Origin of the sequence: Pedobacter segetis (genome assembly GCF_016623585.1) — a bacterium.
Lineage (GTDB): Bacteria > Bacteroidota > Bacteroidia > Sphingobacteriales > Sphingobacteriaceae > Pseudopedobacter > Pseudopedobacter segetis.
The window spans coordinates 138,403-163,718 of the sequence record NZ_JAEHFY010000008.1 but is presented as its reverse complement, the minus strand read 5'-3'; the positions used below and the strand labels follow the sequence as shown (position 1 = coordinate 163,718).

The 25,316-nt window shown below is 36.0% G+C and carries 25 protein-coding genes; 11 read left to right on the top strand and 14 right to left on the bottom strand.

Going from position 1 to position 25,316, the window contains the following annotated elements:
• Positions 1-12 precede the first annotated feature (12 nt).
• From I5M32_RS07405 to I5M32_RS07390, 4 genes are read right to left on the bottom strand one after another with little or no spacing between them, the layout of a single operon-like run.
• Positions 13-252, bottom strand: coding sequence for a cytochrome b5 domain-containing protein (locus I5M32_RS07405; protein WP_200585556.1), 240 nt, complete (start codon positions 250-252; stop codon positions 13-15).
• Positions 236-931 carry a lycopene cyclase domain-containing protein gene (locus tag I5M32_RS07400; RefSeq protein WP_200585555.1) on the bottom strand — a complete coding sequence of 232 codons (696 nt, stop codon included), beginning with the start codon at positions 929-931 and terminating at the stop codon, positions 236-238. Before I5M32_RS07400 ends, I5M32_RS07405 begins: the two co-directional genes overlap by 17 nt.
• A 5-nt stretch (positions 932-936) precedes the next feature.
• Positions 937-1,464, bottom strand: a complete 528-nt coding sequence (locus I5M32_RS07395) for a hypothetical protein (protein ID WP_200585554.1) — start codon at positions 1,462-1,464, stop codon at positions 937-939.
• A gap of 36 nt (positions 1,465-1,500) precedes the next feature.
• The gene (locus tag I5M32_RS07390) at positions 1,501-2,334 is read right to left on the bottom strand and encodes a phytoene/squalene synthase family protein (RefSeq protein ID WP_200585553.1); all 834 of its coding nucleotides are present in this window, start codon (positions 2,332-2,334) and stop codon (positions 1,501-1,503) included.
• A gap of 95 nt (positions 2,335-2,429) precedes the next feature.
• On the opposite strand from I5M32_RS07390, the gene I5M32_RS07385 reads away from it, so the two are divergent.
• A complete protein-coding gene (locus I5M32_RS07385) occupies positions 2,430-3,914 on the top strand; it encodes a phytoene desaturase family protein (protein WP_200585552.1) in 1,485 nt (494 codons plus the stop codon).
• Positions 3,915-4,109: 195 nt separating this feature from the next.
• Here the strand turns inward: I5M32_RS07385 and I5M32_RS07380 are convergent, their stop codons facing one another.
• Genes I5M32_RS07380 through I5M32_RS07360 form a run of 5 tightly spaced genes read right to left on the bottom strand, consistent with a single transcriptional unit; the run spans position 4,110 to position 9,345 of the window.
• Positions 4,110-5,180 (bottom strand): alanine racemase, encoded by a 1,071-nt coding sequence (locus tag I5M32_RS07380; RefSeq protein WP_200585551.1) that lies wholly within the window; start codon positions 5,178-5,180, stop codon positions 4,110-4,112.
• On the bottom strand, positions 5,180-6,328 hold the full coding sequence (gene alr / locus I5M32_RS07375) for an alanine racemase (protein WP_200585550.1): 1,149 nt from the start codon (positions 6,326-6,328) through the stop codon (positions 5,180-5,182). The genes I5M32_RS07380 and alr overlap by 1 nt, the downstream gene beginning before the upstream one ends.
• Positions 6,329-7,468: an amidohydrolase gene (locus I5M32_RS07370; RefSeq protein WP_200585549.1), complete on the bottom strand. Its 1,140-nt coding sequence runs from the start codon at positions 7,466-7,468 to the stop codon at positions 6,329-6,331.
• Entirely contained in the window at positions 7,465-7,893 is a 429-nt protein-coding gene (locus tag I5M32_RS07365) for a GNAT family N-acetyltransferase (RefSeq protein ID WP_200585548.1), read from the bottom strand. The genes I5M32_RS07370 and I5M32_RS07365 overlap by 4 nt, the downstream gene beginning before the upstream one ends.
• Positions 7,894-9,345, bottom strand: coding sequence for a sodium:solute symporter family protein (locus I5M32_RS07360; protein ID WP_200585547.1), 1,452 nt, complete (start codon positions 9,343-9,345; stop codon positions 7,894-7,896).
• Between the two features lie 197 nt (positions 9,346-9,542).
• On the opposite strand from I5M32_RS07360, the gene I5M32_RS07355 reads away from it, so the two are divergent.
• The 5 genes from I5M32_RS07355 (at position 9,543) to rodA (ending at position 15,503) form a co-directional block, all read left to right on the top strand.
• Entirely contained in the window at positions 9,543-10,730 is a 1,188-nt protein-coding gene (locus I5M32_RS07355; protein ID WP_200585546.1) for a cation:proton antiporter, read from the top strand.
• A 238-nt stretch (positions 10,731-10,968) separates the two neighbouring features.
• Positions 10,969-11,808 (top strand): rod shape-determining protein MreC, encoded by an 840-nt coding sequence (gene mreC, locus I5M32_RS07350; protein WP_200585545.1) that lies wholly within the window; start codon positions 10,969-10,971, stop codon positions 11,806-11,808.
• Positions 11,801-12,316 carry a rod shape-determining protein MreD gene (gene mreD, locus I5M32_RS07345; RefSeq protein WP_200585544.1) on the top strand — a complete coding sequence of 172 codons (516 nt, stop codon included), beginning with the start codon at positions 11,801-11,803 and terminating at the stop codon, positions 12,314-12,316. The genes mreC and mreD overlap by 8 nt, the downstream gene beginning before the upstream one ends.
• Positions 12,313-14,238, top strand: a complete 1,926-nt coding sequence (gene mrdA, locus I5M32_RS07340; RefSeq protein ID WP_200585543.1) for a penicillin-binding protein 2 — start codon at positions 12,313-12,315, stop codon at positions 14,236-14,238. Before mreD ends, mrdA begins: the two co-directional genes overlap by 4 nt.
• 5 nt (positions 14,239-14,243) lie before the next feature.
• A complete protein-coding gene (gene rodA, locus I5M32_RS07335) occupies positions 14,244-15,503 on the top strand; it encodes a rod shape-determining protein RodA (RefSeq protein WP_200585542.1) in 1,260 nt (419 codons plus the stop codon).
• A 2-nt stretch (positions 15,504-15,505) separates the two neighbouring features.
• On the opposite strand, the gene I5M32_RS07330 is transcribed toward rodA, so the two are convergent.
• Entirely contained in the window at positions 15,506-17,689 is a 2,184-nt protein-coding gene (locus I5M32_RS07330) for a B12-binding domain-containing radical SAM protein (protein ID WP_200585541.1), read from the bottom strand.
• A 99-nt stretch (positions 17,690-17,788) separates the two neighbouring features.
• On the opposite strand from I5M32_RS07330, the gene I5M32_RS07325 reads away from it, so the two are divergent.
• Both I5M32_RS07325 and I5M32_RS07320 read left to right on the top strand, forming a co-directional pair.
• Positions 17,789-18,973: an aspartate aminotransferase family protein gene (locus I5M32_RS07325; RefSeq protein ID WP_200585540.1), complete on the top strand. Its 1,185-nt coding sequence runs from the start codon at positions 17,789-17,791 to the stop codon at positions 18,971-18,973.
• Positions 18,974-19,054: 81 nt separating this feature from the next.
• The gene (locus I5M32_RS07320) at positions 19,055-19,876 is read left to right on the top strand and encodes a mechanosensitive ion channel family protein (RefSeq protein WP_200585539.1); all 822 of its coding nucleotides are present in this window, start codon (positions 19,055-19,057) and stop codon (positions 19,874-19,876) included.
• Here the strand turns inward: I5M32_RS07320 and I5M32_RS07315 are convergent.
• A complete protein-coding gene (locus I5M32_RS07315) occupies positions 19,873-20,814 on the bottom strand; it encodes a LysR family transcriptional regulator (protein ID WP_200585538.1) in 942 nt (313 codons plus the stop codon). The two genes, I5M32_RS07320 and I5M32_RS07315, sit on opposite strands and share 4 nt — an antisense overlap.
• A gap of 88 nt (positions 20,815-20,902) precedes the next feature.
• Between I5M32_RS07315 and I5M32_RS07310 the strand changes: the two genes are divergently transcribed.
• Entirely contained in the window at positions 20,903-21,862 is a 960-nt protein-coding gene (locus tag I5M32_RS07310) for an L-threonylcarbamoyladenylate synthase (protein ID WP_200585537.1), read from the top strand.
• A 156-nt stretch (positions 21,863-22,018) separates the two neighbouring features.
• On the opposite strand, the gene I5M32_RS07305 is transcribed toward I5M32_RS07310, so the two are convergent.
• Positions 22,019-22,576, bottom strand: a complete 558-nt coding sequence (locus tag I5M32_RS07305) for a fasciclin domain-containing protein (protein WP_200585536.1) — start codon at positions 22,574-22,576, stop codon at positions 22,019-22,021.
• A gap of 126 nt (positions 22,577-22,702) precedes the next feature.
• Between I5M32_RS07305 and I5M32_RS07300 the strand changes: the two genes are divergently transcribed.
• Complete coding sequence (locus I5M32_RS07300; RefSeq protein WP_200585535.1) at positions 22,703-22,912, top strand: hypothetical protein; 210 nt, start codon at positions 22,703-22,705, stop codon at positions 22,910-22,912.
• The gene (locus tag I5M32_RS07295) at positions 22,902-23,240 is read left to right on the top strand and encodes an addiction module toxin RelE (protein ID WP_200585534.1); all 339 of its coding nucleotides are present in this window, start codon (positions 22,902-22,904) and stop codon (positions 23,238-23,240) included. The genes I5M32_RS07300 and I5M32_RS07295 overlap by 11 nt, the downstream gene beginning before the upstream one ends.
• A 92-nt stretch (positions 23,241-23,332) precedes the next feature.
• On the opposite strand, the gene I5M32_RS07290 is transcribed toward I5M32_RS07295, so the two are convergent.
• Both I5M32_RS07290 and hemW read right to left on the bottom strand, forming a co-directional pair.
• On the bottom strand, positions 23,333-24,127 hold the full coding sequence (locus I5M32_RS07290; RefSeq protein WP_200585533.1) for an SDR family oxidoreductase: 795 nt from the start codon (positions 24,125-24,127) through the stop codon (positions 23,333-23,335).
• The gene (gene hemW, locus I5M32_RS07285; RefSeq protein ID WP_200585532.1) at positions 24,111-25,256 is read right to left on the bottom strand and encodes a radical SAM family heme chaperone HemW; all 1,146 of its coding nucleotides are present in this window, start codon (positions 25,254-25,256) and stop codon (positions 24,111-24,113) included. Before hemW ends, I5M32_RS07290 begins: the two co-directional genes overlap by 17 nt.
• Positions 25,257-25,316 lie beyond the last annotated feature (60 nt).

Genomic DNA, 25,316 nt, shown 5'->3' with positions numbered 1-25,316 from the left:
TACCTTAAGCTTTTAGCTCTTTAAAACCCCAATCTTTACAAACTTCTCAAAAACCTTTTCGGTATGTGGCGCATCTTTTAGTTCATCGGTTAAATCTTGCCCTGCCCAATGTTCGTAATGCTTACCATCTCGCCATAGCCGGCTTTCGCCCACATCATAAATAAAGCCTAAATAAGCCACCCAAATCTGGGGTTTATCTTGTCCGTTTCGCAAAGCGAGTTGAGATCTGGTATATTCAGGAAGCGGTTGCATGTGTTTTTTTGTTCCTGAAATATTCAAAGAAAATAAGGTTTAACAATATCAAAGACATAGAATAAAAATGATCTTCAAAAGGGACGGTGCCCACCCTAAAACCCATATTTTCTGCATTATTATAACTCACAATGGGTATAGCGGTTAAAATACCATTTACGATATAAAACGGGATCAATGAGACCAGATAGGCAACAAAAAATTTACCCATATCCAATTTCATATCCTTCAATAAAGTAAAAACCAAGATGATGGCTAAAGTGCTAAAGTTGATCAGGCTGTACAACCGATCGTGATAAAGAAATACTAAAACAATGCAAAGCAATAATAAAATGTAACTTATCATTTTACTGATGTTTCTCGAAATATACAGCTTGAAGTAACAAAGCAAGCACTCGTAAATAAAAATGCAAGCGAACGGGACGGTAATAAAGAATAGGATTTCTTCTAGCGGAAGGCCAAAAAATTTAATGCCTAAAATATAATCGGGGTTAAAGGACCATACCTGGTTAATAGTAAACAAATAATCCCATAAAAGATAGAGCGATCCAGAGAGAAACATCCCAGGAAGAATAAATTTCCACTTTTTAAAAAAGCTTACTTTTTTATCGAACGATAAAAAAATGGGGAATAAAACGGTTAGAACATTGATCAATAAATAGGTATAATGTTTATCCATATAGTTTAAACTAATACCTTCTTTAAAACGGCGATCTCTTCGGCGTTACATTTTTTGCTATCGATCATAAAATTGACCATGTTTTTCAAAATATCGCCATCAACATCTAATTTAGAGGTATGGGCATTTCTTAAAATAGATATGATCTTGTTCTTGTCGTTTATTAAATTCTTACTGTAACCCAAAAAAGCAGGCACATAATATTGAAGACTAAACCTTAAAAAACGCACCTCTAATTGATTGGGGTCCTTTGCTACGGCTTTGTTAATAGTTCCAAAACCTTCTTTGAGATAGCTCATCTTGCTTACCGGGTTCCAAGCATGTTTTGCTTTTATGGCCTGTACAGAACCCAAATAAGCCATAATCAAAGCACTAGGATTTTTAATTTCTTCTAATTGATTGCATAATTTATCGGCCATATCGCTATCATTAATAGATGCAATATAATCTTCACGGATTTGATCTAGATTACTTGCTTGTGCAAATAAAGAGCTAGAAACGGTAATCAATAATATGATGAATAAATTTTTCATTTTCTGCTGTTTGGTATCTTCATTAACGAGAAATACCTAAACATAGTTTAGTTTATTTTTTACAATAGCCTGGGCCATCAAAATTAACTTTTGGCTATCAGAAACCCTAATCCTCTTATTAGAAATGATATTTGCGGGCGTATTTTTTATCTTTTTAAATAGTTCTAAGTAATACAAATAGGCAATATAAACGCCTAATTTAGAACCGTTTGGCAAATTTTTTATGCCTTCAAAAGCATCATCAAAATCTACCTTAATGTCTGCTTCAATCTCTTGCTTATCTTTTTCAGAGAAATTCTTAAAATCTACTTTCGGGAAATAAGTGCGTCCCCTTTCATCAAAATCGGCTTTGATATCCCTTAAGAAATTGATCTTTTGAAATGCCGAACCTAAGCTCCTGGCCTTTGGCAATAATTTTTGATAATTGGCATCATCGCCCTCACAAAATATCCTTAAACACATTAAACCAATCACTTCCGCCGATCCATAAATGTATTCTTTATAGCTTTCATCGGTATAGGCGGTTTTATCCAAATCCATTTCCATAGATCTTAAAAAGGCATCGATCAGCTCATACTCAATATGATATTTATTAACTACTATTTGAAAAGATTGTAAAACAGGATTTAAACTTATTTTCTGTTCTATGGCTTCTTGGGTATCATCCCTAAATTTTTTAATAAGATACGCCTTATCTTTATCGTGAAAAGTATCTACAATTTCATCGGCAAAACGCACAAAGCCATAAATAGCGTAAATAGGATATTGAAATCTTAGATGAAACGCCTTTATGCCCAAGCTAAAAGAAGTGCTGTATTTATTGGTAATGATTTTACTGCACTCTAAACAGGTTTCATTATAAAGATCCATAAAGGCTTAAACGTTTTTTTAGCAAATTAAGGTTTTTTAGCTCAAATTGTTTTCAAAAGCTACAAACAAAATCTTTAATTTCGGATTTTAAGAACATGCAACAAAATTTTAAAGTACATATCATAGGTTCGGGTTTTTCTGGTTTGGCAGCGGCGGCGGTTTTAGCAAAGCAAGGTTATGGCGTTACCATCATCGAAAAAAATAACCAAGCAGGTGGCAGGGCCAGGTTATGGAAAAGTGAGGGTTTTACCTTTGATATGGGCCCAAGCTGGTATTGGATGCCCGATGTTTTTGAGAATTATTTTGCCTTGTTCGGGAAAAAAGTAAGCGATTTTTATGATCTAAAAAGATTAGACCCCGGTTACAGGGTTTATTTTGGCAAGGATGATTTTATGGATATCCCTGCCAATATGGAACAATTGGAAGCTCTTTTTGAAAAATATGAAAAAGGGAGCAGCATTGGTTTAAGAAAATTTATGGATCAAGCGGCTTATAAATATAAATCTGCCATGGGCGATTATGTTTTTAGGCCTTCCCACTCCATTACCGAGTTTATAGATATTAGGTTATTGATAGAAAGCATAAGGATACACATGTTGAAACCCATGAGTAAACATGTACGCCAGTATTTTACCAATCCGAAGCTCATACAACTCTTAGAATTCCCGGTACTGTTTTTAGGTGCAACGGCACAAAAAATCCCGGCTATGTACAGCCTAATGAACCACGCAGATTTAGCCCTGGGAACTTGGTACCCCATGGGCGGGATGTATGAAATTGTTAAAGCCATGGTAAAGGTTGCAGAAAGCCAAGGTGTAAAAATAATGCTCGATACAGAAGTTAAAAAGATTGAAATAGAGAACGGAACGGCCAAAAAACTGATCACCTCTAAAGGTAATTTTGAAACCGATTTTGTGGTTGCCGCTGGCGATTATCATTTTATAGAACAAAACCTGATAGAGAAAAAATACAGGAATTACGATAAAAAATATTGGGACAGCAGGGTAATGTCGCCTTCTTCTCTACTATTTTATATCGGTTTGGATAAAAAAATTGAAGGCATACAACATCATAATTTATTTTTTGATGAAGATTTAGACCAACACGCAAAAGAGATCTATACAGAACCACAATGGCCCAGTAAACCCTTATTCTATGTTTCTTGTGTTTCTAAAACAGATCTAGATGCTGCTCCGGAAGGGAAAGAAAACTTGTTCTTTTTAATCCCCTTAGCTCCCGGATTAAAAGATACCGAAGAATTGAGGGAGAAATATTATCAGATCATGATGGATAGGTTTGAGAAAATCACAGGGCAAACCATACGTGGGCATGAAATTGTAAAACGCAGCTACGCCATGAATGATTTTGTGAACGATTATCACTCTTTTAAAGGAAATGCTTACGGTTTGGCAAATACCTTATCTCAAACAGCTTTTTTTAAACCATCTATGAAAGCTAAAAAAATCGATAATCTTTTATATACCGGCCAATTAACCGTTCCTGGCCCAGGTGTTCCCCCCTCAATAATTTCTGGCCAAGTGGTGGCTAAAGAAGCGGGTTTGATCTTGAAGAAAAGATAGATTTTGAATCAGAACACCTCTTGCCCTCGCACCTCCATCATGCTGATTACCATTGTTATGATGAAGGTTAATATATTTTAAACAACGTTAAACCTCATAATTTAATGAACAATTAAAGGAGGTGTTGCCCCTGAGCGAAGTCGAAGGGGAGCGAAGTCGAAGGGGAGCATAGGGATATTTAAGCAAAAATGTAATCTACTCTAAAACCTTATCCACATAATCAGAGTTCATGATCCCTAAAACGCCCATATACTTTAGCTTAAAGCTGATGGTATCCCCAACTTTATAACCCGCATCATTCTGATGCACATCTAGCACCAACATATCAGAGCTTGCTTCAATTATGGTAATGTTTTCATCATCGGGAATCAAATATTGAGGATTGCAATCTAACAAACCTATATCTAAAATGGCCCTGTAAGAATGTTTCCCATAATCTTCTTTTGGGTAATTTGGTGTTTCTCCGGCTACGTTAAAACCTTGGTCGCCGGAGGGCACTTTGGGCTTTTCATACAGTTCTATAATCTCGGTATATAACCTAAAAACATCGTTGTTCATCCCAACTATGGTTTGGTTGGTAAATAAATCGAGGCCGAAGAACAACACCTCTCCCACCCTAAAATGATTGATTTGTTTTGGTAATTGCTCCTTTATCAATAGCGGAACGGTTACGCTTGTTCCGCCAGAGATCCATGGGATCTTTATATTAAATTTTGCCTCTATCAATTGTTTGTACAAACTCAGTTGGATCAATTTGTCTTGCGATGGCAAGATGCCGTTTAAACAGTTCAGGTTTGTGCCCAAGCCTACAATATTTATGTTTGGCGAATGGATAACTTGATCGTAAAAATCCAACAAATTTTCGCCAACCACACCTTCCCTAAGATCGCCCATTTCTATCATGATAATGATCTTATGCGTTTTATTTTGCTTTACCGCTTCTGCGCTTAGCATCTTGATTGTGGTATAATCAGTATTAAAACTAACATCTGCATATTTGATAATGCTTGGGATAGTCCGTTTTGCGGGCGGTTTGATATAAACCGTTTGGGCTTTTGGTGCCACCTTTTTGATCATCTTTAAGTTGCTTATCCTGGTATCATGAAACTCGGTAACGCCAAGTTTAACCAATTCTTGCAAATATAACTGATTGCCGCACAATAATTTAGACACAACTCCCCACTCCACATCATTATCTGTAAACCATTTTTCTAGCATCGAATAATTGTGCGCTAGTTTTTCTTTATATAATTTTAAATATGCCATTAATCTAATATTGTTCTTGGGATATCATAAGGTAAACGGGTAAGTAATTCGTAGTTCAGCTGATCGCTCATATTCCCAAATGATGCCACAGAAATGGTTTTGCCTGCTTGAGAGCCAATCAAGATAACATCATCGTTAATCTTAACATCATCAATATGAGAAACATCTACACAGAGTGCGTTCATGTTTACGATACCACAAATTGGTGCTTCCTCTCCTCTTATTAAAACTTTACCGCTGTTGCTCAAACTTCGGCTATAGCCATAAGCATAACCAACTGGTATTACGGCTAAAGTCATATCGGCGTAAGCCTGAAAACTGGTGTTATAACCCACGTAATCGCCCTTTTTTATTCGTTTAAGCGTCATCACTTTACTGCTCCAACTCATCAAACGGTTTAAAGTACCGTCATTTTCCCTACTATTTCCGTTATACCTGATCAAGGTTTCTTCATTTGGCCAAAACCCATATTGCATGATCCCGATCCTTACCATATTACTGATGGTTTCTGGGTAGTTCATCATTGCGGCAGAACAAGCACTATGAATATATTTGGGCTTTAAGGCCGATTGTAACAGCAGATTTTGCGCTTCGGTAAATAAATTAATCTGCTCCCGAACCCGAAAATCGTTTACCAAACTTTCTGCACCTGCATAATGAGTTGCAAAACCAGTTAGTTCAATAAAGTTTGAATGTTGTTTTATAAAGTTAAAAACCTCAGTTAATTCGCTGATTAAAAAACCGGTCCTATTCATCCCTGTTTCTACTTCTATATGGATTTTAGCTTTTTTATTTAGTTGAGAAGCGATTTTTAAAGCCAATTTTAGTTTTTCAAAATCGAAAATAAAAAACTCTACAGCATTGGAGATTGCCCAATTCAAAGAGTTTTCATCCGTCATCCCCATAATGATTAAATCGGCATTGGGCAGTGCATTTTTTATCTCAAAAGCTTCTGCTGATGAATAAACCGCAAAATAATCTACTCCGTTTTGATAAGCCATCTTCACAAAAGGCACCAGGCCATGCCCATAAGCATTCCCTTTTACCACGCTGCAAAAACGTACGCCATCGCCACAGCGCTTTTTTATAAAAGCTATATTGTTTTGATATGCAGAACTGCTGATGCTTAAAGCTGATGTTTCAAACATTTATCCTAACCTTTCTTTGATGATGCCCTTAAAAATATTTATCCCGGTTTCTATAATCTCATCGGGGAAATCATAATCGGGATGGTGTAGTGCGGGATGCTCTTTACCTGCACCTAAACCAAATAAGCACCCTTTATATTTTTTTGTGAAATACCCAAAATCTTCTCCCCATTTAAAAGGGAAATCATTTTCTAAAAGTTGCAAACCCAAATTATCGGCTGCTTTTCTTACTATACCTACACTATTTTTATCGTTAATGTTTGCGTAAAAATTCTCTAAGAAAAAGTGTTTGGCTTTAAGCCGATGATTTGCAGCAACGCTGGCTACAATATCTAAAATATCGGATACCAGATCATCCAGATTTTCATTGCTCCAACTTCTGGTGGTGTAATGTAGCTCTGCATCGGCAGCAGAGACTCCGTAAGCCATGCTTCCGATATTTACATAGATCAGGGTTGCTAGTTTAAAATTATCATCCTTTGGATGGTTAAAGTTTAAAGCCTCTACTTTTTGCAAAATATCGGCCACAGCCAAAGCTGGGTTAATTCCGTTTTCTGGTTCGGCGGCGTGTGCGGTTTTGCCTTCTAGTTTTATCACCATGCTTTTTACGGCGGCCGTAAAAGCATTCTCTTTTACCACGATGGCTCCATAATCATATCCGGGCAAATTATGGAGCGCAAAAACCTCATCAAATTTAAGATTAGCAAATTTTTTGTCGGTGATAACCGCGGTTGCGCCCTCTCCGGTTTCTTCTGCAGGCTGAAACAACAAACTTACTTTACCTTTTTGTATGGGATGTTTAGTCAAAAACAAAGCTAGCCCCAATAAAATGGTCATGTGCCCATCATGCCCGCATTGATGCCCTTTACCATTTATGGTAGATTTATAAGGGAGTTCTGAAGTTTCTTGGATAGGCAAACCGTCTAATTCTGCCCTAAATAATAAAGAATCGCCCTCAATTTTGCTATCAAAAACTACCAAAAAGCCAAATCCCGCTATTTTTTCAATAATTTCTGAAGTGTTCAACTTTATAAATTCCGTTAAAAGAAATTCCGAGGTTTTTTCTTCAAAACCAGAAATATCGGGGTTTTGGTGCAAGTGCCTTCTTACAGATACAAGATGATCTAAAACTAGATTCATCGTTTTAAACGCATTTCTAAATACTTATTGGTAAAGCCTAAACGCTCATATAATTTTTTTGCAGGGTTATCTGGCTCCACATGCAAGGCAATGCTTCCTTTAGCATTTTCTATGGCTTTTTCCATCAATTTACTGCCCATGCCCTTCCCTCTCTGGTTTTCATGTACGGCAATATAAACCAATATGTTTTCTGGGATGTAATCTTTCATCCCGGTTTCGTTGATCACAACCGCACCAATGATCTGTTGGTTATCGATAGCTAAAGTAATTGCACCTCCTTTATCGAAAACATAAGCAATACATTTTAAAATATCGGCTTTTTTATCGCCGTAACGGCCCAAATGAAGTTCTAAAAACGATGCAATGGCATCATTGCTAAAGCTTTCATCTTCTTTTGTTGATTTATTTATGATCTTAAATTCCATTTAATTAATTTTTAAGGCTGGTTTTTTTTGTGGGAAAACCATTAACCCTATGAAGAACAACAATAATGACACCGTAATCCCAAACAGGTTTGGGTCTAAGCCTAATGGCAGGTTTTTAATAAATAAAGTAAGAAATAGGGTAGTAAAGCCACCGCCTAGCATTGCCATCAAAGCTGCTTTTGAGTTTGTTTGCTTAAAAAATACCGCCGCTATCAACGGAATTAACAAACCCGAAACCATAAACGCATAACTATAAAGCATCATATTAAGTACATTTTCCATCATAGAGGCTAAAACAATAGCTATTATACCTAAAACAAAAGTTAACAATTGGGAAAGCTTCAAAAGATGACCATCGTTTAAAGGCTTTTTCCTCAATACAGAAATTATATCTGTTAAAACATTACCTGATGCAGCCATTAAACAACTATCTGCCGTTGATAAAATCGCAGAAAAATAAACCGACATCATGATGCCCAACAAACCAATGGGCAATATTTGTTTCAATAATAAGGGTAAACCCATTTCTGGATCCATAGCATTTGCAGTAGCGAAGCCAATACCGGCAAACATTCCATTTTCTGCTGCTACTCTTGCAAACAATCCTAACAAAACGCCCATAAAAGCCATAATTGGCCATTCAAAAAGCCCAGCTATAAACCAAGCTTTTTTAGCTTCTTTTTCGCTTTTACTGGCATAAATTCTCTGATAGAGTGTCATCCCCACAAACCAAATAGGGATAATGGTTACTGTCCAATTAACAACGGTTTGCCAAGATACATTGGTCAAAGAGAAAAATTCTGGTCTTAAAGTTTGGGTAATGGTTTCATAACCGCCCACTGCATAATAGGCTAAGGGTAAACCAACAAAAAATAATCCGCCAATTAATACGATCCATTGAATGGTATCAGTATAAATTACTGCTTTCATACCACCCAAAACAGTATAGCCAACGGTAATGCCACCCATAATCAACAAAGCTGTGGTCATGCTTAATCCATCAAAAGATGCCGAAGCCAGTTTTGCGCCTGCTAATATTTGCGAACTTGTAAAACCTAAATACCCTATTGCAGAAATAATGCCCGCAATAAAAGCAACTTTTCTATTAAAAAAGTGATTGAAAACTTGAGGGAAAGTCATGAATTTGCTCTCGCTTCCTAGCTTATAAATTTTAGGAATAAGGATAACGGCACTTAACCATGCACCAATTAAACCGGTAAATAACATCCAAGAACCTGAAAGCCCCGTCATAAAACCCAATCCTCCTAAACCTATAGAAAACCCCCCACCAACATCAGTTGCAACCACAGAAAGACCAATATGCCAGCGGGTCATGTTTCTTCCACTCACAAAATAATCATCAGCATCCTGATTTTTCCTCATGAAGTGAAAACCGATAGCAACAAGGCTTATCATATAAAGTATAAAAATGCTGGCATCTATCCAGTGCATAATATTTTTTTGATTTTTAAAAAGAAACAATGCCCTCTAAGACCAGACGGCGTGAAGTAAGCAAATTTAAGAAAATAATTTAATTATTAATTACTTAAAATCCAATTCTATAACCATTAGATAATTGCTGCAATCAAAATATAAGCATCATAATCCTAAAATTCGTTTATCTTAGCATTTGCAGTAGCAGATATTTTATGACTACATATACCATATTAATACTTCTTAGCGGACTGGTGATTTTCTCTTACCTGTTTGACATGATTTCTAAAAAAACAAAGATCCCCTCTGTTTTATTATTGCTTTTTTTAGGGATCGGATTAAAGCAAATAGTTACCTATTTTCAATTAGAAACATTTGATTTTTTAAAGATATTGCCCACCTTGGGCACCGTAGGCCTTATACTTATTGTTTTTGAAGGTGCATTAGACCTAAAGTACGATAGTGATAAAAATAAGCTGATCAAAAAAGCATTTTTCTCTGCGGTTATTATTTTATTGGTAACCGTAGCCGCAATAACTTTCATACTTCATCAGGTTACTTCCTATTCTTATTATCTTTGTTTTATCAATGCCATCCCGTTCAGTATCATCAGTTCGGCCATTGCCATACCTTCTGTAAGTAGTATCAATAAGGCACAAAGGGAGTTTGTTATTTATGAATCTTCCTTTTCTGATATAGCGGGGATTATCCTTTTCAATTTTGCCATCAGCAATGATACCTACAATATTGCTGCCTTTACCAATTTAGGGATAGAGCTAGTGTTGATCATTTTATTTGCAATGCTTTCTTGTTTGCTGCTGTTATACCTTATCGGTAGGATCAGCCATCATGTAAAGTTCTTTCTCATCATCTCTATTTTGGTTTTGGTTTATGCCATCGGGCAAAGTTTCCATTTATCTGCCTTGATCATTGTTTTGGCTTTTGGCCTATTCTTAAATAATGCAGACGAAATTAGAATTCCGTTTTTCAGAAAATATTTTATCTACCCTAATATCTCTAAAGATTTAGTACAACTACATCAACTCTCTGCAGAAAGTGCCTTTATCATCCGTACTTTTTTCTTCGTGATATTTGGGTTTACCATTATTATAGAGCAGTTTCAAGATTTTACCTTGATACAATATGGTTTGCTAATTTTAGGGGCAATTTACCTCATCAGGCTGCTTTATCTAAAATTTGTTGCCAAAATGCCGCTCTCCCCTTCTGTTTTTATCACGCCAAGAGGGCTGATCAGCATTTTATTATTTTACAATTTACCAAAAGAAATGAGGATAAACGGCGTAGAAACCGGTTTACTCTTCTTGATTATTTTAGCTACTAGCATTGTAATGAGCTTAGGTTTGTTGGGCGCTAAGAAAGAGGGGGAAGTAGTTAAGAAATAATAAATTGTTGCTATTAATAAGTGGTTTGGAGTATGATGCAATTTATATTCTTAATCTATTTTCTATATCTTTGCAACGATCAAAAAAGCATAGTAAATATGTGATAATGACCAACACCTTACATGAATATTAAATTTCAAATCATTAAAAATCAAATATTTAAGAATAAATCTTCAAATGATTTAAGGTGCATTTTAAATCCATTGATTATTCACACTTCAAAAATATTTAATAAACAATGTTAAATCTTTGGAGGTTCATCAGTAAGTTTAACGCCTTTTTCTTTTTGATCATTTACCTGGTAATTTCCATCACGCTTTTGGTAAAAAACAACGATTTCCAGAGGGCAAGTGTTTATAACAGTTCAAACGAGGTAATTGGCAGTATTTATCAAAAAGTAAACATCATAAATAAATACCTAAACCTCTCTTTGGTAAATGATAGTTTGGCCAAAGAGAATGCACATTTGAGAAACCAATTAAAGTCTTCTTTTTTGGATGATAGCCTGATAACAAAAACAGTTGATGATACCATTAACAAAGTAAAATACCAGTATATTTTGGCCGAAGTTGTCAATAAATCCATTACAGCAAGAAACAACTATATCACAATAAACAGGGGAAGCAAAGAAGGAATAAAAAAAGGAATGGGCGTAATTGGGCCAAATGGTGTGGTTGGCATTGTTTGGAACGTATCAGAAAACTTTTCATCCATACAATCCATTTTGCATGAAGACACCAGGATAACATCATCAATTGAGGGCACACCTTATTTTGGGCCTTTAATCTGGGAAGGAAAAGACCCAAGCTTGGTAACATTAACAGACATCCCCAACCAACTTAATCTAAAACCTAAAGCAAAGGTGGTAACATCTGGCTTAGGCGTTATTTTCCCTAAGGGGATATTGATAGGTACGGTAGAAAAAGCTGGCGTAAAGGGCGGAGGAAGTTTTTTAGATATTTCTGTAAAGCTTTCTACCAATTTTTATGCGCTAGAATATGTATATGTTATAAAGAACAATTTCCAAACAGAACAACAAGATCTAGAGTTGGATAATAAGGAGAGCGTTAATGATTAGGATATTAGTAAATATTTTACGCTTTGTGGTATTGGTTGCGATACAGGTGTTTTTATTAAAGAACATGGTAATTTATGGTTTAAACGTTCCTTATCTCTATATTTTATTTATCCTCTTACTCCCGTTTGAAACACCAAATTGGCTGTTATTTTTACTGGCATTCTTGATAGGGATTTCTGTGGATCTATTTAGCGATACTTTAGGTTTACATGCCACTGCCTGTGTGATTATGGCTTTTTTTAGAACAGTGATCATTAGGGTAACCGTACAAGAAGATAATTATGATAGTGATCCCGAACCAACATTAGGAATAATGGGATTTAGATGGTTTTTCTTTTATGCGCTCATTTTAACGCTGATCCATCATTTTTTTCTTTTAAATTTTGAGGTTTTCAAATTTTCTGAGATCCCGAACATACTAAGCCGGGTTTTAATTAGTTCATTATTTACATTGGTTTTAATTTTTATCACAGAATTGGTTTTCTTTAGAAAGAAACAACGTAAATGAACAGCTTTTTCAAACGCCGGTATATCATCCAAGGAATTTTCATTTTAGTTGCGCTCATCCTCTTAGGCAGGCTTTACTACATCCAGGTTGTTGATGATCGTTATAAGCTATCGGCCGATAATAATGTATTGAGAAAATTGGTCATCTATCCCGCTAGAGGAGTTATTTTGGATAGATTTAGTAAAGTTTTAGTACAAAACGAACCCGTTTATGATTTGATGGTTATCCCTGGGCAGGTTGAAGAAATGGATACCTTAGAATTTTGTAAACTGATAAAGATTTCTAAACCAGCTTTTGACAAAGCCTTTAAAAAAGCCAAAAACTATTCGTTATACAGGGCTTCTCTGTTTCAAAAACAATTATCTGCGGTAACATACGCCGCTTTTCAAGAGAAACTTTTTGAATACCCGGGTTTTTATGTGCAAAACAGATCGGTAAGGTTTTATCCAGACTCTACCGCTGCGCAATTTCTTGGTTACATTGGGGAAGTGAATGATAGAGAGATAAAAAAGTACGATGGTTTTTACAGCCAAGGAGATTACATTGGTAAAACGGGGATAGAAAAATCTTATGAAGAGCTTCTACGTGGGCAAAGAGGAGTAAGAAACATCATGGTTGATGTTCACAACCGTGATCAAGGGAGTTTTTTTGATGGAAAATACGATACAACCGCCGTTGCCGGAGATAACCTCATATCATCTTTAGATAAAAAGCTGCAAATGTTCGGCGAAAGTTTGATGGTTAACAAAATTGGCAGTATAGTAGCCATAGAACCATCAACCGGAGAAATTTTAGCTTCCATTAGTAGCCCTGGGTATGATCCCAACATGATGGTTGGCCGTGAAAGAGGTAACAATTACATGAAATTGTTGAACAACCCATTTAAACCCATGTTCATTAGGCCAATACAGGCAGAATACCCTCCTGGATCTATCTTTAAAGTAATTAACGCACTTGTTGCCCAAGAAATGGGCGTTATAGATGCAAACACTTATTTTAATTGCCCCGGAGGCTATAAATACGGTAGAAACGGTTGGATGGGCTGTACTCACGTACATGGAACCATAAATTTAGAACAATCTATAGAAGAATCTTGCAATACCTATTACGGTAATACCTTTAGCAGAATGATAGACCACTCTGGGCTAAGGCCTGTAAATGCCTACACAAGGTGGCGAAACATGGTAATGAAATTTGGGATCGGCAATGCCTTAGGTATTGATCTGCCCGCAGAAAGAAACGGTTTGATACCAACTGCCGATTATTATACCAAACGATTTAAAAACGATAAATGGACATCGAGCTTTAACATTTCTTTATCCATTGGGCAAGGAGAGCTGGGGATCACACCATTGCAAATGGCAAACGTAATGGCTATTGTTGCAAATAGGGGTTTTTACTATAAACCACATCTAATTAAAGCCATAGGCGATAAAAAAATAATCAAAGAAGAATATACCATAAGAAACGATGCCGGTATAGAAGCTAAATATTTCGATCCTGTGATACAAGGGATGAGCAATGTGGTAAATGCCCCAAACGGTACAGCATACAATGCTAAAATAAACGATATAGAGATTTGTGGCAAAACAGGTACGGTACAAAACCCCCATGGCGATAATCACTCGGTTTTTGTAGCTTTTGCACCTAGGGAAAACCCTAAAATTGCGATAGCCGTTGTGGTAGAAAACGCAGGCTATGGTGCAACATGGAGTGCCCCTATCGCAAGCTTAATGATAGAGAAATATTTGAGGGACAGCATTACCCGGCCAAAATATTATATGGATAGGTTACTTAATGCAAACCTCTTGCCGGGGCAAAAAAAACTGTATAACAAACCATCGGTTAAAAAAGATACCATCATCCCTATTAAAATGGAAAGCACAAAACCCGTTTCTATCATAAAGCAAACCATCCACTAAATAAGATGAGCAACCAAAACAGAAGTTTTTTCTTTAACGTGGACTACATTACCATATTCCTTTACATTTGCTTAATGGCTATTGGATGGTTTAACATTCATGCGGCTGTTTATAATGCAGATGAATCCATCATCAACCTAACAAGTAATTCTGGTAAACAACTCATCTATATAATAGTTGCCCTAATTGTTGCAATTGCTATTTTATTGCTAGATTCTAAATTCTTCTTTACGTTTTCGCCTGTTTTTTATGGGATAACCATTTTACTGTTAATGGCGGTTTTGGTAGTTGGGAGAAATGTGGGAGGAAACCAAGCTTGGATACCGATCGGGAGCTTTAGGCTTCAACCCTCAGAATTTGCAAAATGGGCAACAAGCCTGCTTTTGGCAAGGCAATTAGGCGTTGTAAACACCAAAATATCAGAACTTAAAACCTTATTGCCAACTTTGGCCGTTTTAGGTTTCCCTATATTGCTCATCATATTACAGCCCGATGCAGGATCTGCCTTGGTGTTTATATCATTAATTTTTGTGCTTTACCGCGAAGGTTTATCGCCGTATTTTTTGATCGGCGGCTTTATAATGGTGCTGCTTTTTATACTTACCCTGCTCTATCCAAAACTATACATCATCATGGTTATGGTGCTTCTGGTTGCTTTTTTATCCTATCAATTTAGAAAAAACAGGAAAATGATAACCGTGTTTTTATCTGGCCTTATACTTTCCCTGCTGTTTGTTTTTAGTGTAGATTTTGTTTACAACCATATTCTTAAACCTCACCAAAAAGTAAGGATAGATCTAATTTTGGGGAAAGTAAGCGATTTAAGAGGCGTTGGTTACAATGTTAACCAATCTAAAATAGCTATCGGTTCTGGTGGCTTAATCGGCAAGGGGTATTTGCAAGGCACTCAAACAAAGTTCGATTTTGTGCCAGAACAAAGTACAGATTTTATATTTTGCACCGTTGGCGAAGAGTGGGGCTTTATAGGAAGCTTTATAGTGATCGGATTATACGTTTTCTTACTGTTGCGCATCATTCATATAGCAGAAAGGCAAAGGGCGCCCTTTGGCAGAATTTATGGATATGCCGTTGCCTGCATTATCTTTTGCCATTTTTTTGTGAACATTGCCATGACAATTGGCTTGATGCCGGTAATCGGTATCCCGCTTCCGTTCATAAGTTATGGTGGATCATCCTTGTTGAGCTTTACGATCTTGCTTTTTACCTTGATCAAACTCGATTCTAACAGAATGGGGATTGTTTAAAACTATAAAAGCAACAATCCGTTTTCTCTCAAAACCTTAATAGGTTTTGAATGCCAAAACAACTCGAAATTTTCTAAGTCGCTCTCAAAATCAGCTTTAAGCTGATGAAATGTTAAATGGTTTTCTTGGTAAACAGATAGTTTCTCTAAAGCTTTTACCAGCCAATCTCCTTTGTCTTTATCCAAAGCTATCTCAAAACTGGCTCTCTTATCATTAAAAATGAGCTGGATCATTTCCCAAGAATTCCCTTTCTTAGATTTTGTAAAATAGCTTGCTTCTGGATCATTGCCCAGCCAAACAACTTTGGAGTTGGGTTTTGTACCCAAATTATCATCCAAGATTAAAGAATTTTCTATAAAGTTTTTATTAATGGTAGTTTTTGGAATCTTAAAATCGAACCATTCTTGTAGGGGCAAATCAAAACAGATCCCATGCATATAATTGAAGAGCGATTTTTTTAATCCGTAACTGAATTTATCATGGTGGATGCCCGTTTTATCTTTAAATTGTATATCGTTATGGGCAAAGCCGATGGGTTGTTGCTCGGGGATTATCCCATATTCTGCAGGGCTTAAACCAACCGGGCTATGGGCCGTTAAAGCAAATTGGTGCCAAAAACCCGATTGTAGGATTTCCAACTCAAACATTTGCCTTACCATTTCTAAACTATCTACCGTTTCTTGCACCGTTTGCGTAGGATAGCCATACATTAAATAAGCATGCACCATTATCCCGGTTTCGGTAAAATGGTTGGTAACTTGGGCAACTTGTTTAACCGTTACCCCTTTTTGTATCAAGGCCAATAACCGATCAGAAGCAACCTCTAAACCTCCAGAAACCGCAATACAGCCAGAATTTTTTAATAAAACGCATAAATCTTTGGTAAAGCTTTTCTCAAACCGGATGTTTGTCCACCACGTAACCTTTAACTTTCTTTTGATGATTTCAATGGCCAAAGATTTCATTAAGGCGGGTGGCGCAGCTTCATCTACAAAATGAAAACCATTTTCTTTGGTTTGGGCAATAATTTCTTGCATCCTATCAACCAATAAACTGACCGCAATAGGTTCATAAAGTTTGATATAATCTAAAGAAACATCGCAAAAAGTACATTTGCCCCAATAGCAACCATGTGCCATGGTAAGCTTGTTCCAACGGCCATCGCTCCATAAACTGTGCATTGGGTTTGCCAACTCTATAACAGAAATATAACTATTGAGCGGTAAATCAGAATAATCTGGGGTACCCAATTCGCTTTGTTTATAATCTTTTCTTAACGAAAGGTTGTTATAAAAAACCTCTCCCTCTTCCATTAAAAAAGTTCTTTTAAACAGATGCGTTTCAATAGGTTTTGATAAAGATTCTACCAGAAGCTCAATGGGTAGCTCACCGTCGTCTAAAGTGATATAATCGAAAAACTCAAATACCCTTTTATCTTTTAAACCCCTTAATTCTGTATTTGGAAAACCACCACCCATTGCAATTTTGATAGTTGGGAATTTTGCTTTGATATTTTTTGCGCTTCTAAAGGCACTGTATAAATTCCCTGGAAAAGGAACAGAAAAACAAATCAGTTTTGGATTAACGGTTCGGATGGTTTTATCCAATAAACCTAAAGTGATCTGATCTATATAAGTTGGTGGTTGCTTTAAAGCTTCGTAAAGTTCGTCAAATTGGTTTGCGCTTCTGCCCAAACGTTCGGCATATCGGCTAAAGCCAAAGTTCTCATCAACACATTCAATGATATAATCAGATATATCTTCTAAAAACAAAGTTGCCAAATGCTTTGCCTTATCTTGCACACCCATATTACCAAAAGCCCATTCTAGATCATCTAAGGCTTTAAACCTGGCAGCTTGCGGCAAGCAACCGTGGGTGCAAATTTGCCTTGCAAAAGTTTGGTTCTTACCCTGTAAAAAAGAAATTACCTCATCAATATTTTGTAGGTAATCGTCCTTTAAGGCAAAGATCCGTTTGGCGTTATCAGAATGTGTTGCATTTTTAGAAAAATCGAAGATATCTTTCAATCCGTTTTTAGAGAATATCTCTAAGATTACTTCCATCCCCAAATCCATTTGAAATGCAGAAATGTTTTTGGTGTTCAAAAAACCTTTTAAATATGCCGTTGCAGGGTATGGCGTATTTAATTGCGTAAAAGGCGGAGTGATCAAAAGTATATCTTTCAAAAGATTACAAAGTTATCGAAAAATATGATTAACCGGATATGATTAGAAATTGATAAGCTAAATCATCATTATAAATGAATACCATTATCTTTGCACCACATGCTTAGTCACAAACAATTATTCTTATTAAATACTGCACAAACATCAGACTTTCCACGCCTTTTAGAAATTGAGAAGGCCGAGGGTTGCTATTTGTATTCCCCTGCCGGGAAAAAGTATTTAGATCTTGTTTCTGGTTTTGCGGTTAGCAATTTAGGCCACAGGCACCCAAAGGTGGTAAAGGCCATCAAAGATCAGGTTGATAAATACCTTCATGTAACTGTTTACGGCGAATATATTCAAGCTCCACAAGTTTTGTACGCACAAAAATTGGCATCGGTTTTACCCCAAAGCTTATCATCTGTTTATTTTACAAATTCTGGGGCAGAGGCAACGGAAGGTGCATTGAAATTAGCTAAGAAATATACCAATCGTTCTCATATCGTATCTTTTAAAAACTCTTATCACGGCAGCACACAAGGTGCTTTAAGCGTAATGGGGAACGAAGAATATAAGCAAGCTTATCGTCCGCTTTTGCCAGATATTAGTTTTATCAAACTTAATGCTTACGCCGATTTAGACATTATTACCCGCCAAACTGCCGCCGTTATTTTAGAAACCATACAAGGTGAAGCGGGGGTAAGAGTGCCTGATAAAGATTACCTAAAAGCACTTCGTAAGAAATGCAATGAAACAGGTGCTTTATTGATTTTTGACGAGATACAAACTGGTTTTGGCAGAACCGGAAAATTATTTGCTTTCGAGAATTTTGGGGTAATACCAGATATTTTGTTAATGGCCAAAGGTATGGGAGGCGGAATGCCGATAGGTGCTTTTATAGCTTCAAAAAGTATTATGGATGTGCTAAAAGACAATCCCATTTTAGGGCATATTACCACTTTTGGCGGCCACCCGGTAAGTTGTGCGGCAGGTTTAGCCACTTTAGAAACAATCTTATCAGAAAATTTAATAGCTCATGTTGAAGAAAAAGAAAAACTTTTTAGGTCTTTGCTAACCCATCCAAAAATCAAAGAGATAAGAGGTAAAGGATTAATGCTTTGCATTCAATTAGATTCTTTTGAACAGGTTGAAACCATCAGCAAGAAATGCGTAGAAAACGGCATAATCATAGATTGGTTTTTACATTGCGATACCGCACTGCGCATAGCACCGCCCTTGATCATAAACAAAAAAGAGATTGAGCTTGCCTGTAAGGTCATTTTAGAGGCCCTCTCCTCTCTATAGCTTAATAATTTACCTCAATTTTGTTTTTTTTGCAGAGTTTTTGTACTATATTCTAAAATTAACGATAACAAATTTTAAAATATGAATTTCTTAGATCAAGCAAAAGTGTTTTTAGCAACAAAAGGGGTAGATTTTGGTATCACATTAGTGAAAGCCGTATTGGTTGCTTTTATTGGTTGGCAAATAGTTAAGTTTTTATCTAAAGCATTTGGTAACTTATTGATCAAAAAAGAGATAGACCCTTCTTTAACTGTTTTCTTAAAAAGTTTAGTACACAACGGTTTACTGATCTTGTTGATTTTTAGCGTACTCTCCACTTTAGGAATAGAAATGACTTCTTTCATCGCAATTTTAGGGGCGGCCGGTTTGGCAATAGGCTTAGCTTTGCAAGGTAGTTTGGCAAATTTTGCAGGAGGCGTTTTAATATTGGTTTTTAAGCCCTTTAAAGTGGGCGATGTAATTGAGGCGCAGGGCGAGGTTGCTTCTGTTTCTGAAATACAGATTTTCCACACGGTTTTAAAAACATTTGATAATAAGACCATTATTTTGCCAAACGGTAATCTTTACAATAACAAAATCATCAATTACAGTACAGAGCCTGCCCGTAAAATGCAATGGGTTTTTGGCATTGGTTACAATGATGATATTGATAAAGCAAAACAAATTATTAAAGATGTGATTTATGCCGATGAAAGAATACTTGACCGCGATACGCCTTATATCTATGTTGATAGTTTGGGGGATAGCTCTGTAAACATACGTTGCAGGGCCTTGGCCAGTAATGCCGATTTTTGGGACATCTATCTTTCTAAACAAGAAGAGGTAAAAAAAGCGTTCGATAAAGAAGGTATTTCTATCCCTTTCCCACAAAGGGATGTACACCTTTACCAGCCCAAAAATTAATTTCCGGTTATTTTGGGATAATCATTAACCCAGGCAAATTTTTCTCTCATAATTTGCTCTTTATTGGTTTTTACAAATTCTAAAAAAGCATTTGCTACGGGCGATAGGTTCTTGTTTTTTAACCAAATCATGTTCCACTCTGATAGTATAGGGAATCTTTTGATGGGGATAATCTGAAGTACGTTATTTTTTAATTCGTTTTTGATACCAATAATTGGCATAATAGAATAACCCAACCCAGCAATTACAGCTTGTTTAACCGCTTCGTTAGAAGTTAGTTCCATTTTTTTGATCACATGTAGGTTGTTGCCCTTAATAAATTGTTCCATGGTAAAACGTGTGCCAGAGCCAGCCTCTCTGTAAATTAATGGCAGCTGCTCTAATACATCAATGTCGTAAATTTCTCTATCAAATAACTCATCGGTGTTGCCAACCAAGTACAATTGGTTTTTCATTAGGCTCACAGACTCTATTTTTAATTGCTCTGGTAATATAGAAACCAAAGAAAAATCAACTTCATTTTTCTCTATGCTTTCTATCACTTTAGCTTTATTGGTTACATCCATAACCAATTCTACACCTTCATTTTGTTTTAAAAAATTGGTAAGAAAAAAAGGCATCACATATTTAGCCGTAGAAACCACAGATAGTTTTAACCTGCCCGTTAATTGGTTTTTAAAAGCCAAAGTTTTAAAATTTATGGCATAAACCTCATTCAATATGTTTTCTGCTGCTTGCGCAATCTCTTTTCCAAAATCAGTTACGTAAAGTTGTCTTCCTACAACCTCTGTTAGCGGTATGGCAAATTGATCTTGTAAATTTTTGAGCTGTATAGAAACCGCCGGCTGCGTTAAATGCAATTCTTCGGCCGCTTTTGTGATGCTTTTTGTTTGGGTTATTTTTAAGAATACCTGTAATTGGTGTAACGTATAATTCATAAATACATTTTATTGAAAGCATAACAAATATAAATAAAAAATGATGCTTTGATTTTAAGATTTTTGCCTAATTTTTACCAAAATTATCATGATGATAAGTACTGATCTAAAAAAAGCGATAGCGGTTTTAAATAACGATGATATAATTGGTTTCCCTACAGAAACAGTTTATGGCCTAGCCGGAAACATATTTAGTGAAACCGCGATAAAAAAAATATACCAACTTAAAAAGCGGCCATTATTTAATCCTCTGATAGTGCATATTAAATCTATAGAGGGTTTGGATAATATTGCAAGGGATATACCGACCTCGGCACAAAAATTAGCTAAAACATTTTGGCCCGGCCCGCTTACGCTCTTATTAAAAAAGAAAGAGATCATACCAGATTATATAACGTCTGGAAATAAAACCGTAGCGGTAAGGATCCCCAACCATGCGGTTGCCCTTGCGCTATTGCAGCAGCTAGAATTCCCTTTGGCCGCCCCAAGCGCCAATCCATATACCCGCATAAGCCCTACATCTGCAAAACATGTAGAAGATTATTTTGGGAAACAATTAAAGGTTATCTTAGATGGTGGCCATTGTAAATCGGGCGTAGAATCTACCATTATAGGCTTTGATGGCGAACAACCTATCGTTTACAGGTACGGCGCTATTTCCCAAGAAGATATAGAGGCGGTTGTTGGAAAAGTGAAAATCATCAACAAAAACGAAAAAAAACCAGAAGCCCCTGGCATGGCTTTAAAACATTATGCCCCTAGATCATTACTTCATTTAACAGATCATATCTTAGACGACTTAAAACTATTCCCAAATAAAAAAATAGGCTTTTTGTTGTTTAACAAAGCTTTAGCATCTGTTAATGAAGACCATCAAATTGTACTCTCTGCTTCTGCCGATTTAAAAGAGGCCACAAAAAATTTATATGCCGCTCTGCATAAGCTAGACAGTAAGGGTTTTGATGTGATCATCGCAGAGCGTTTCCCCAATAATAACCTAGGCAAAACCATAAATGATAGATTAGAAAGGGCGATGGTAAAGGTTTAACAAATCCTTTATCATTTCATAAGATATCGATAGCAAAAAAGAAGATTTTGAATCAATAGCTTTATAACTTTAAGGAAAAACCAATATTAAATTTGAACAAAAAAAAAACCGGTTCCTAATCAGAAACCGGTTCTTAAAATTAATTGTCAACCTTAATTACTTTGGCATCAAAACCGAATCGATTACGTGTATAACACCATTTTTTTGGTTTACATCTGCAATAGTAACGTAAGCAGTACCACCCTTAGCATCCCAAAGTTTAACTTTTTTACCATCCATTGATGCGTATAAATCCTCACCTTGTACAGTTTTAAAAGTTGCTTTTCCGTTTCCTTTTTTAATGGCAGCCATAATATCTTTTGCACTGTATTTACCAGATAAAACGTGGTAGGTTAAAATTTTAGTTAACAAAGCTTTGTTTTCTGGCTTTACTAAAGTTGCAACTGTACCTGCAGGCAATTTATCAAAGGCTTCGTTTGTTGGTGCAAATACCGTAAATGGCCCAGCACTTTTTAAGGTTTCTACCAAACCGGCAGCTTTAACGGCCGCAACCAAAGTGGTATGATCTTTAGAATTTACCGCATTATCAACAATATCTTTAGTTGGGTACATTTCTGCACCACCTACCATTGGGTTAGACATTTTTTGTGCGAAAGCTTGAGGTGCGAATGCGATAGCTACTAAGGCAAATGCTGCTACGAATAATTTTTTCATTTTTTTAGTTTTCTTTATTTGGGATGATTAACGCAGAAAAATTAAGCTTGGATTTTAGAAAAATGAAAAAATATTAAGTTTAACAATTTGTTAATGTTAATTGGAAATAGATTCTTATTTTTGATTATGACTACTATAATAGCTAACATACCCAATAACTTAAAAAGTACTGTTAAGAAGTTTATTGAAGAAATTGGCGGAGAAATTATTTCAGAGAAAGAAGTAAACAAACTTACCGTTTTAAAAGATTTAGAGGAAGCTTTTTTAGAAGCTAAACAAATAAGGGATGGTAAAAAAGAAGGCTACACACTTAAAGAAATTTTAAATGGCAAATAAGGTTTTAGCAACCTCTGTATTCAAACGTAAAGTAAAATCATTACTAAAAAAACACAAAACACTTTCTATTAGCTTGTTAAAATTAGAAGATCAGCTTCTAGAAAATCCTTATTTAGGCGTTAATTATGGATCTAATATTTATAAAATAAGATTAGCGGATACATCAAAAGGGAAAGGGACAAGCGGTGGATTTAGAATTATAACTTATTTAATTAATGAAGAAGCGAATTCTATTACTATCCAATTAATTACCATTTTAAATAAATCAGAAGAGGATTCAATCACAAAAAAAGAAGTATTGGATTTAATAAAAAAATGCGATTTGTAGTTATTACCCAACACGATCAATATTTTTTTCAATAAATAGAAAGCCCGTTTACACCCAAAATTAGATCATTTAAGATTGGTGGAATTCAACGCTTAAACAACCTTCCGCTTTCTGATCATTTTAGAAAAATAGCCCGGGGCAAATCGCTTCAGATAAACGCCATAAGTTTCTTTACCCCCTATCAAAACCTCTTCTTTGTTTTTATCTATTGCTTTTAAAATCTGTTGGGCACAATCACTAGCCGTCATCCCGTTTTCTTGGTTTTGATCCATCTTTCCATATTTTTTGCCGTTTTCTGTAACAGAATTAATGGTGATATTGGTTTTTATAAAACCCGGGCAAATAATATTTACATGAATTCCTTTATCAAAAACTTCGCAACGTAAAGAATCAAAATAACCTTCTAAAGCATGTTTAGAGGCGGCATAACTACTGCGGAATTGTGTGCCGAACTTCCCAACTATCGAGCTTAAAACCACTAAGTTACCACTGCCTTTTTCTATCATCTTTGGTAGCAATGCCTTGCTTAAATTTACGGTGCCCCAATAATTGATGTTCATTATTTTTTGCTCAACGGCACTTTCTGTTTCTAAAACGGTGCTGCGTTGGCTAATTCCACCCGCATTGATCAAAATATCAATTTTGCCGTATATTTTCCAAGCGTCATCTGCTTTAGTAAAAAGTGTTTCGGTTTGCTCTAGATCCAATGGCAAAACATGTACATCTAAGGGGTTTTTCTTGCACTTTTGCTTTACTTGGTAAAGTGCATCTGCTCTTCTTGATGATATGATCAATTTTGCCCCTGTTTGGTTTAATAAATAAACCAAAGCTTCGCCTATACCAGAAGAAGCGCCCGTGATCCAAACAATTTTATTCTTGAAATCCATTTTCTGAAATAAATAATTCTGATGCAATCAAATCTGCGTAAAGTTTTCCTTTATGCGTTAAAATCAATTTTTCATCGGCCAAAGCCAACCAATTTTTATCCAAATATTCCTCGGCGCAAGCCATTAAATTATTTTTTTGATCTGCCCCAAAGTTCTCTGTAATTTTTGATAAATCTATTCCCCATAGTGTGCGTATGCTTGTCATGATGTATTCGTTATATTTATTTTCTAAGGTTAGTTTTTCTACCTCGAAGGGGATTTGTCCCTTTAACATTTCGGCCAAATATTTTGCATTATTGGCTACATTCCATTGCCTGTTATTGCCGTTAAACGAATGTGCAGAAGGGCCAACTCCCAAATAATGTACGCCACGCCAATAATTGGTATTGTGTTTAGAATATTGGTTTGGCCTTGCGAAATTAGAAATCTCGTAATGTTCGAAATCATTTGAAGTCAATTCTTCCATCAAAATTTGGAATTGTGCAGCACTTTGCGCCTCATCCATCGGTTTTTGTTTTCCCTTGTTGATAAATGTTGCTAAAGCTGTTTGCGGCTCAACCGTGATGCCGTACGAAGAAATATGGGGAATATCGAAATCTAAAGTTTTTTGAATGTTATGCTTCCATTTATCATCGCTTAAAAGCGGATAGCCATAAATTAAATCTATGGTGATATTCTCTAAGCCAAAATCTTGTGCCCTTTTAATGGCTGTTTCTGCTTCTTGAGCTTTGTGCGCCCTGTTCATCCATTTTAAATCCTCATCAAAAAAAGATTGAACGCCAATACTTAACCTGTTAATTGGTGTATTTCTCAAGTCTTTTTGCTTTTCGATGGTCAAATCATCAGGATTGGCTTCTAGAGTAATCTCGGCAGTTTTATCAACCTCAAAATTGGTTTGGATTGTGGCTATCAATCTGGATATTTCATTGGTGTTTAATAAAGATGGGGTGCCGCCGCCAAAATAAATGGTTTCTATTTTTTGATCATTTAGATAGCTTTTTTGAAGTGCTATCTCTTTGTGGATGGCACCGATCATCTCATCTTTGTATTTTAAGGAAGTGCTAAAATGAAAATCGCAGTAATGGCAGGCTTGTTTACAAAAAGGAACATGAATATAGATGCCTGCCATTTGGCAAAAGTAAGGAAATAGATCTTTTATTTCTTTACAAACGCTTTATAACCGAAACGG

Coding starts and splice junctions, on each gene's coding strand:
- I5M32_RS07290 (WP_200585533.1), bottom strand. CDS start 24,127: ATGGATTTCAAGAATAAAATTGTTTGGATCACGGGCGCTTCTTCTGGT.
- alr (WP_200585550.1), bottom strand. CDS start 6,328: ATGTTTGAAACATCAGCTTTAAGCATCAGCAGTTCTGCATATCAAAAC.
- I5M32_RS07370 (WP_200585549.1), bottom strand. CDS start 7,468: ATGAATCTAGTTTTAGATCATCTTGTATCTGTAAGAAGGCACTTGCAC.
- I5M32_RS07295 (WP_200585534.1), top strand. CDS start 22,902: ATGGCAAATAAGGTTTTAGCAACCTCTGTATTCAAACGTAAAGTAAAA.
- I5M32_RS07385 (WP_200585552.1), top strand. CDS start 2,430: ATGCAACAAAATTTTAAAGTACATATCATAGGTTCGGGTTTTTCTGGT.
- rodA (WP_200585542.1), top strand. CDS start 14,244: ATGAGCAACCAAAACAGAAGTTTTTTCTTTAACGTGGACTACATTACC.
- mrdA (WP_200585543.1), top strand. CDS start 12,313: ATGAACAGCTTTTTCAAACGCCGGTATATCATCCAAGGAATTTTCATT.
- I5M32_RS07325 (WP_200585540.1), top strand. CDS start 17,789: ATGCTTAGTCACAAACAATTATTCTTATTAAATACTGCACAAACATCA.
- I5M32_RS07400 (WP_200585555.1), bottom strand. CDS start 931: ATGGATAAACATTATACCTATTTATTGATCAATGTTCTAACCGTTTTA.
- I5M32_RS07300 (WP_200585535.1), top strand. CDS start 22,703: ATGACTACTATAATAGCTAACATACCCAATAACTTAAAAAGTACTGTT.
- I5M32_RS07360 (WP_200585547.1), bottom strand. CDS start 9,345: ATGCACTGGATAGATGCCAGCATTTTTATACTTTATATGATAAGCCTT.
- I5M32_RS07320 (WP_200585539.1), top strand. CDS start 19,055: ATGAATTTCTTAGATCAAGCAAAAGTGTTTTTAGCAACAAAAGGGGTA.
- hemW (WP_200585532.1), bottom strand. CDS start 25,256: ATGGCAGGCATCTATATTCATGTTCCTTTTTGTAAACAAGCCTGCCAT.
- I5M32_RS07365 (WP_200585548.1), bottom strand. CDS start 7,893: ATGGAATTTAAGATCATAAATAAATCAACAAAAGAAGATGAAAGCTTT.
- I5M32_RS07355 (WP_200585546.1), top strand. CDS start 9,543: ATGACTACATATACCATATTAATACTTCTTAGCGGACTGGTGATTTTC.
- mreD (WP_200585544.1), top strand. CDS start 11,801: ATGATTAGGATATTAGTAAATATTTTACGCTTTGTGGTATTGGTTGCG.
- I5M32_RS07315 (WP_200585538.1), bottom strand. CDS start 20,814: ATGAATTATACGTTACACCAATTACAGGTATTCTTAAAAATAACCCAA.
- I5M32_RS07395 (WP_200585554.1), bottom strand. CDS start 1,464: ATGAAAAATTTATTCATCATATTATTGATTACCGTTTCTAGCTCTTTA.
- mreC (WP_200585545.1), top strand. CDS start 10,969: ATGTTAAATCTTTGGAGGTTCATCAGTAAGTTTAACGCCTTTTTCTTT.
- I5M32_RS07405 (WP_200585556.1), bottom strand. CDS start 252: ATGCAACCGCTTCCTGAATATACCAGATCTCAACTCGCTTTGCGAAAC.
- I5M32_RS07305 (WP_200585536.1), bottom strand. CDS start 22,576: ATGAAAAAATTATTCGTAGCAGCATTTGCCTTAGTAGCTATCGCATTC.
- I5M32_RS07380 (WP_200585551.1), bottom strand. CDS start 5,180: ATGGCATATTTAAAATTATATAAAGAAAAACTAGCGCACAATTATTCG.
- I5M32_RS07310 (WP_200585537.1), top strand. CDS start 20,903: ATGATGATAAGTACTGATCTAAAAAAAGCGATAGCGGTTTTAAATAAC.
- I5M32_RS07390 (WP_200585553.1), bottom strand. CDS start 2,334: ATGGATCTTTATAATGAAACCTGTTTAGAGTGCAGTAAAATCATTACC.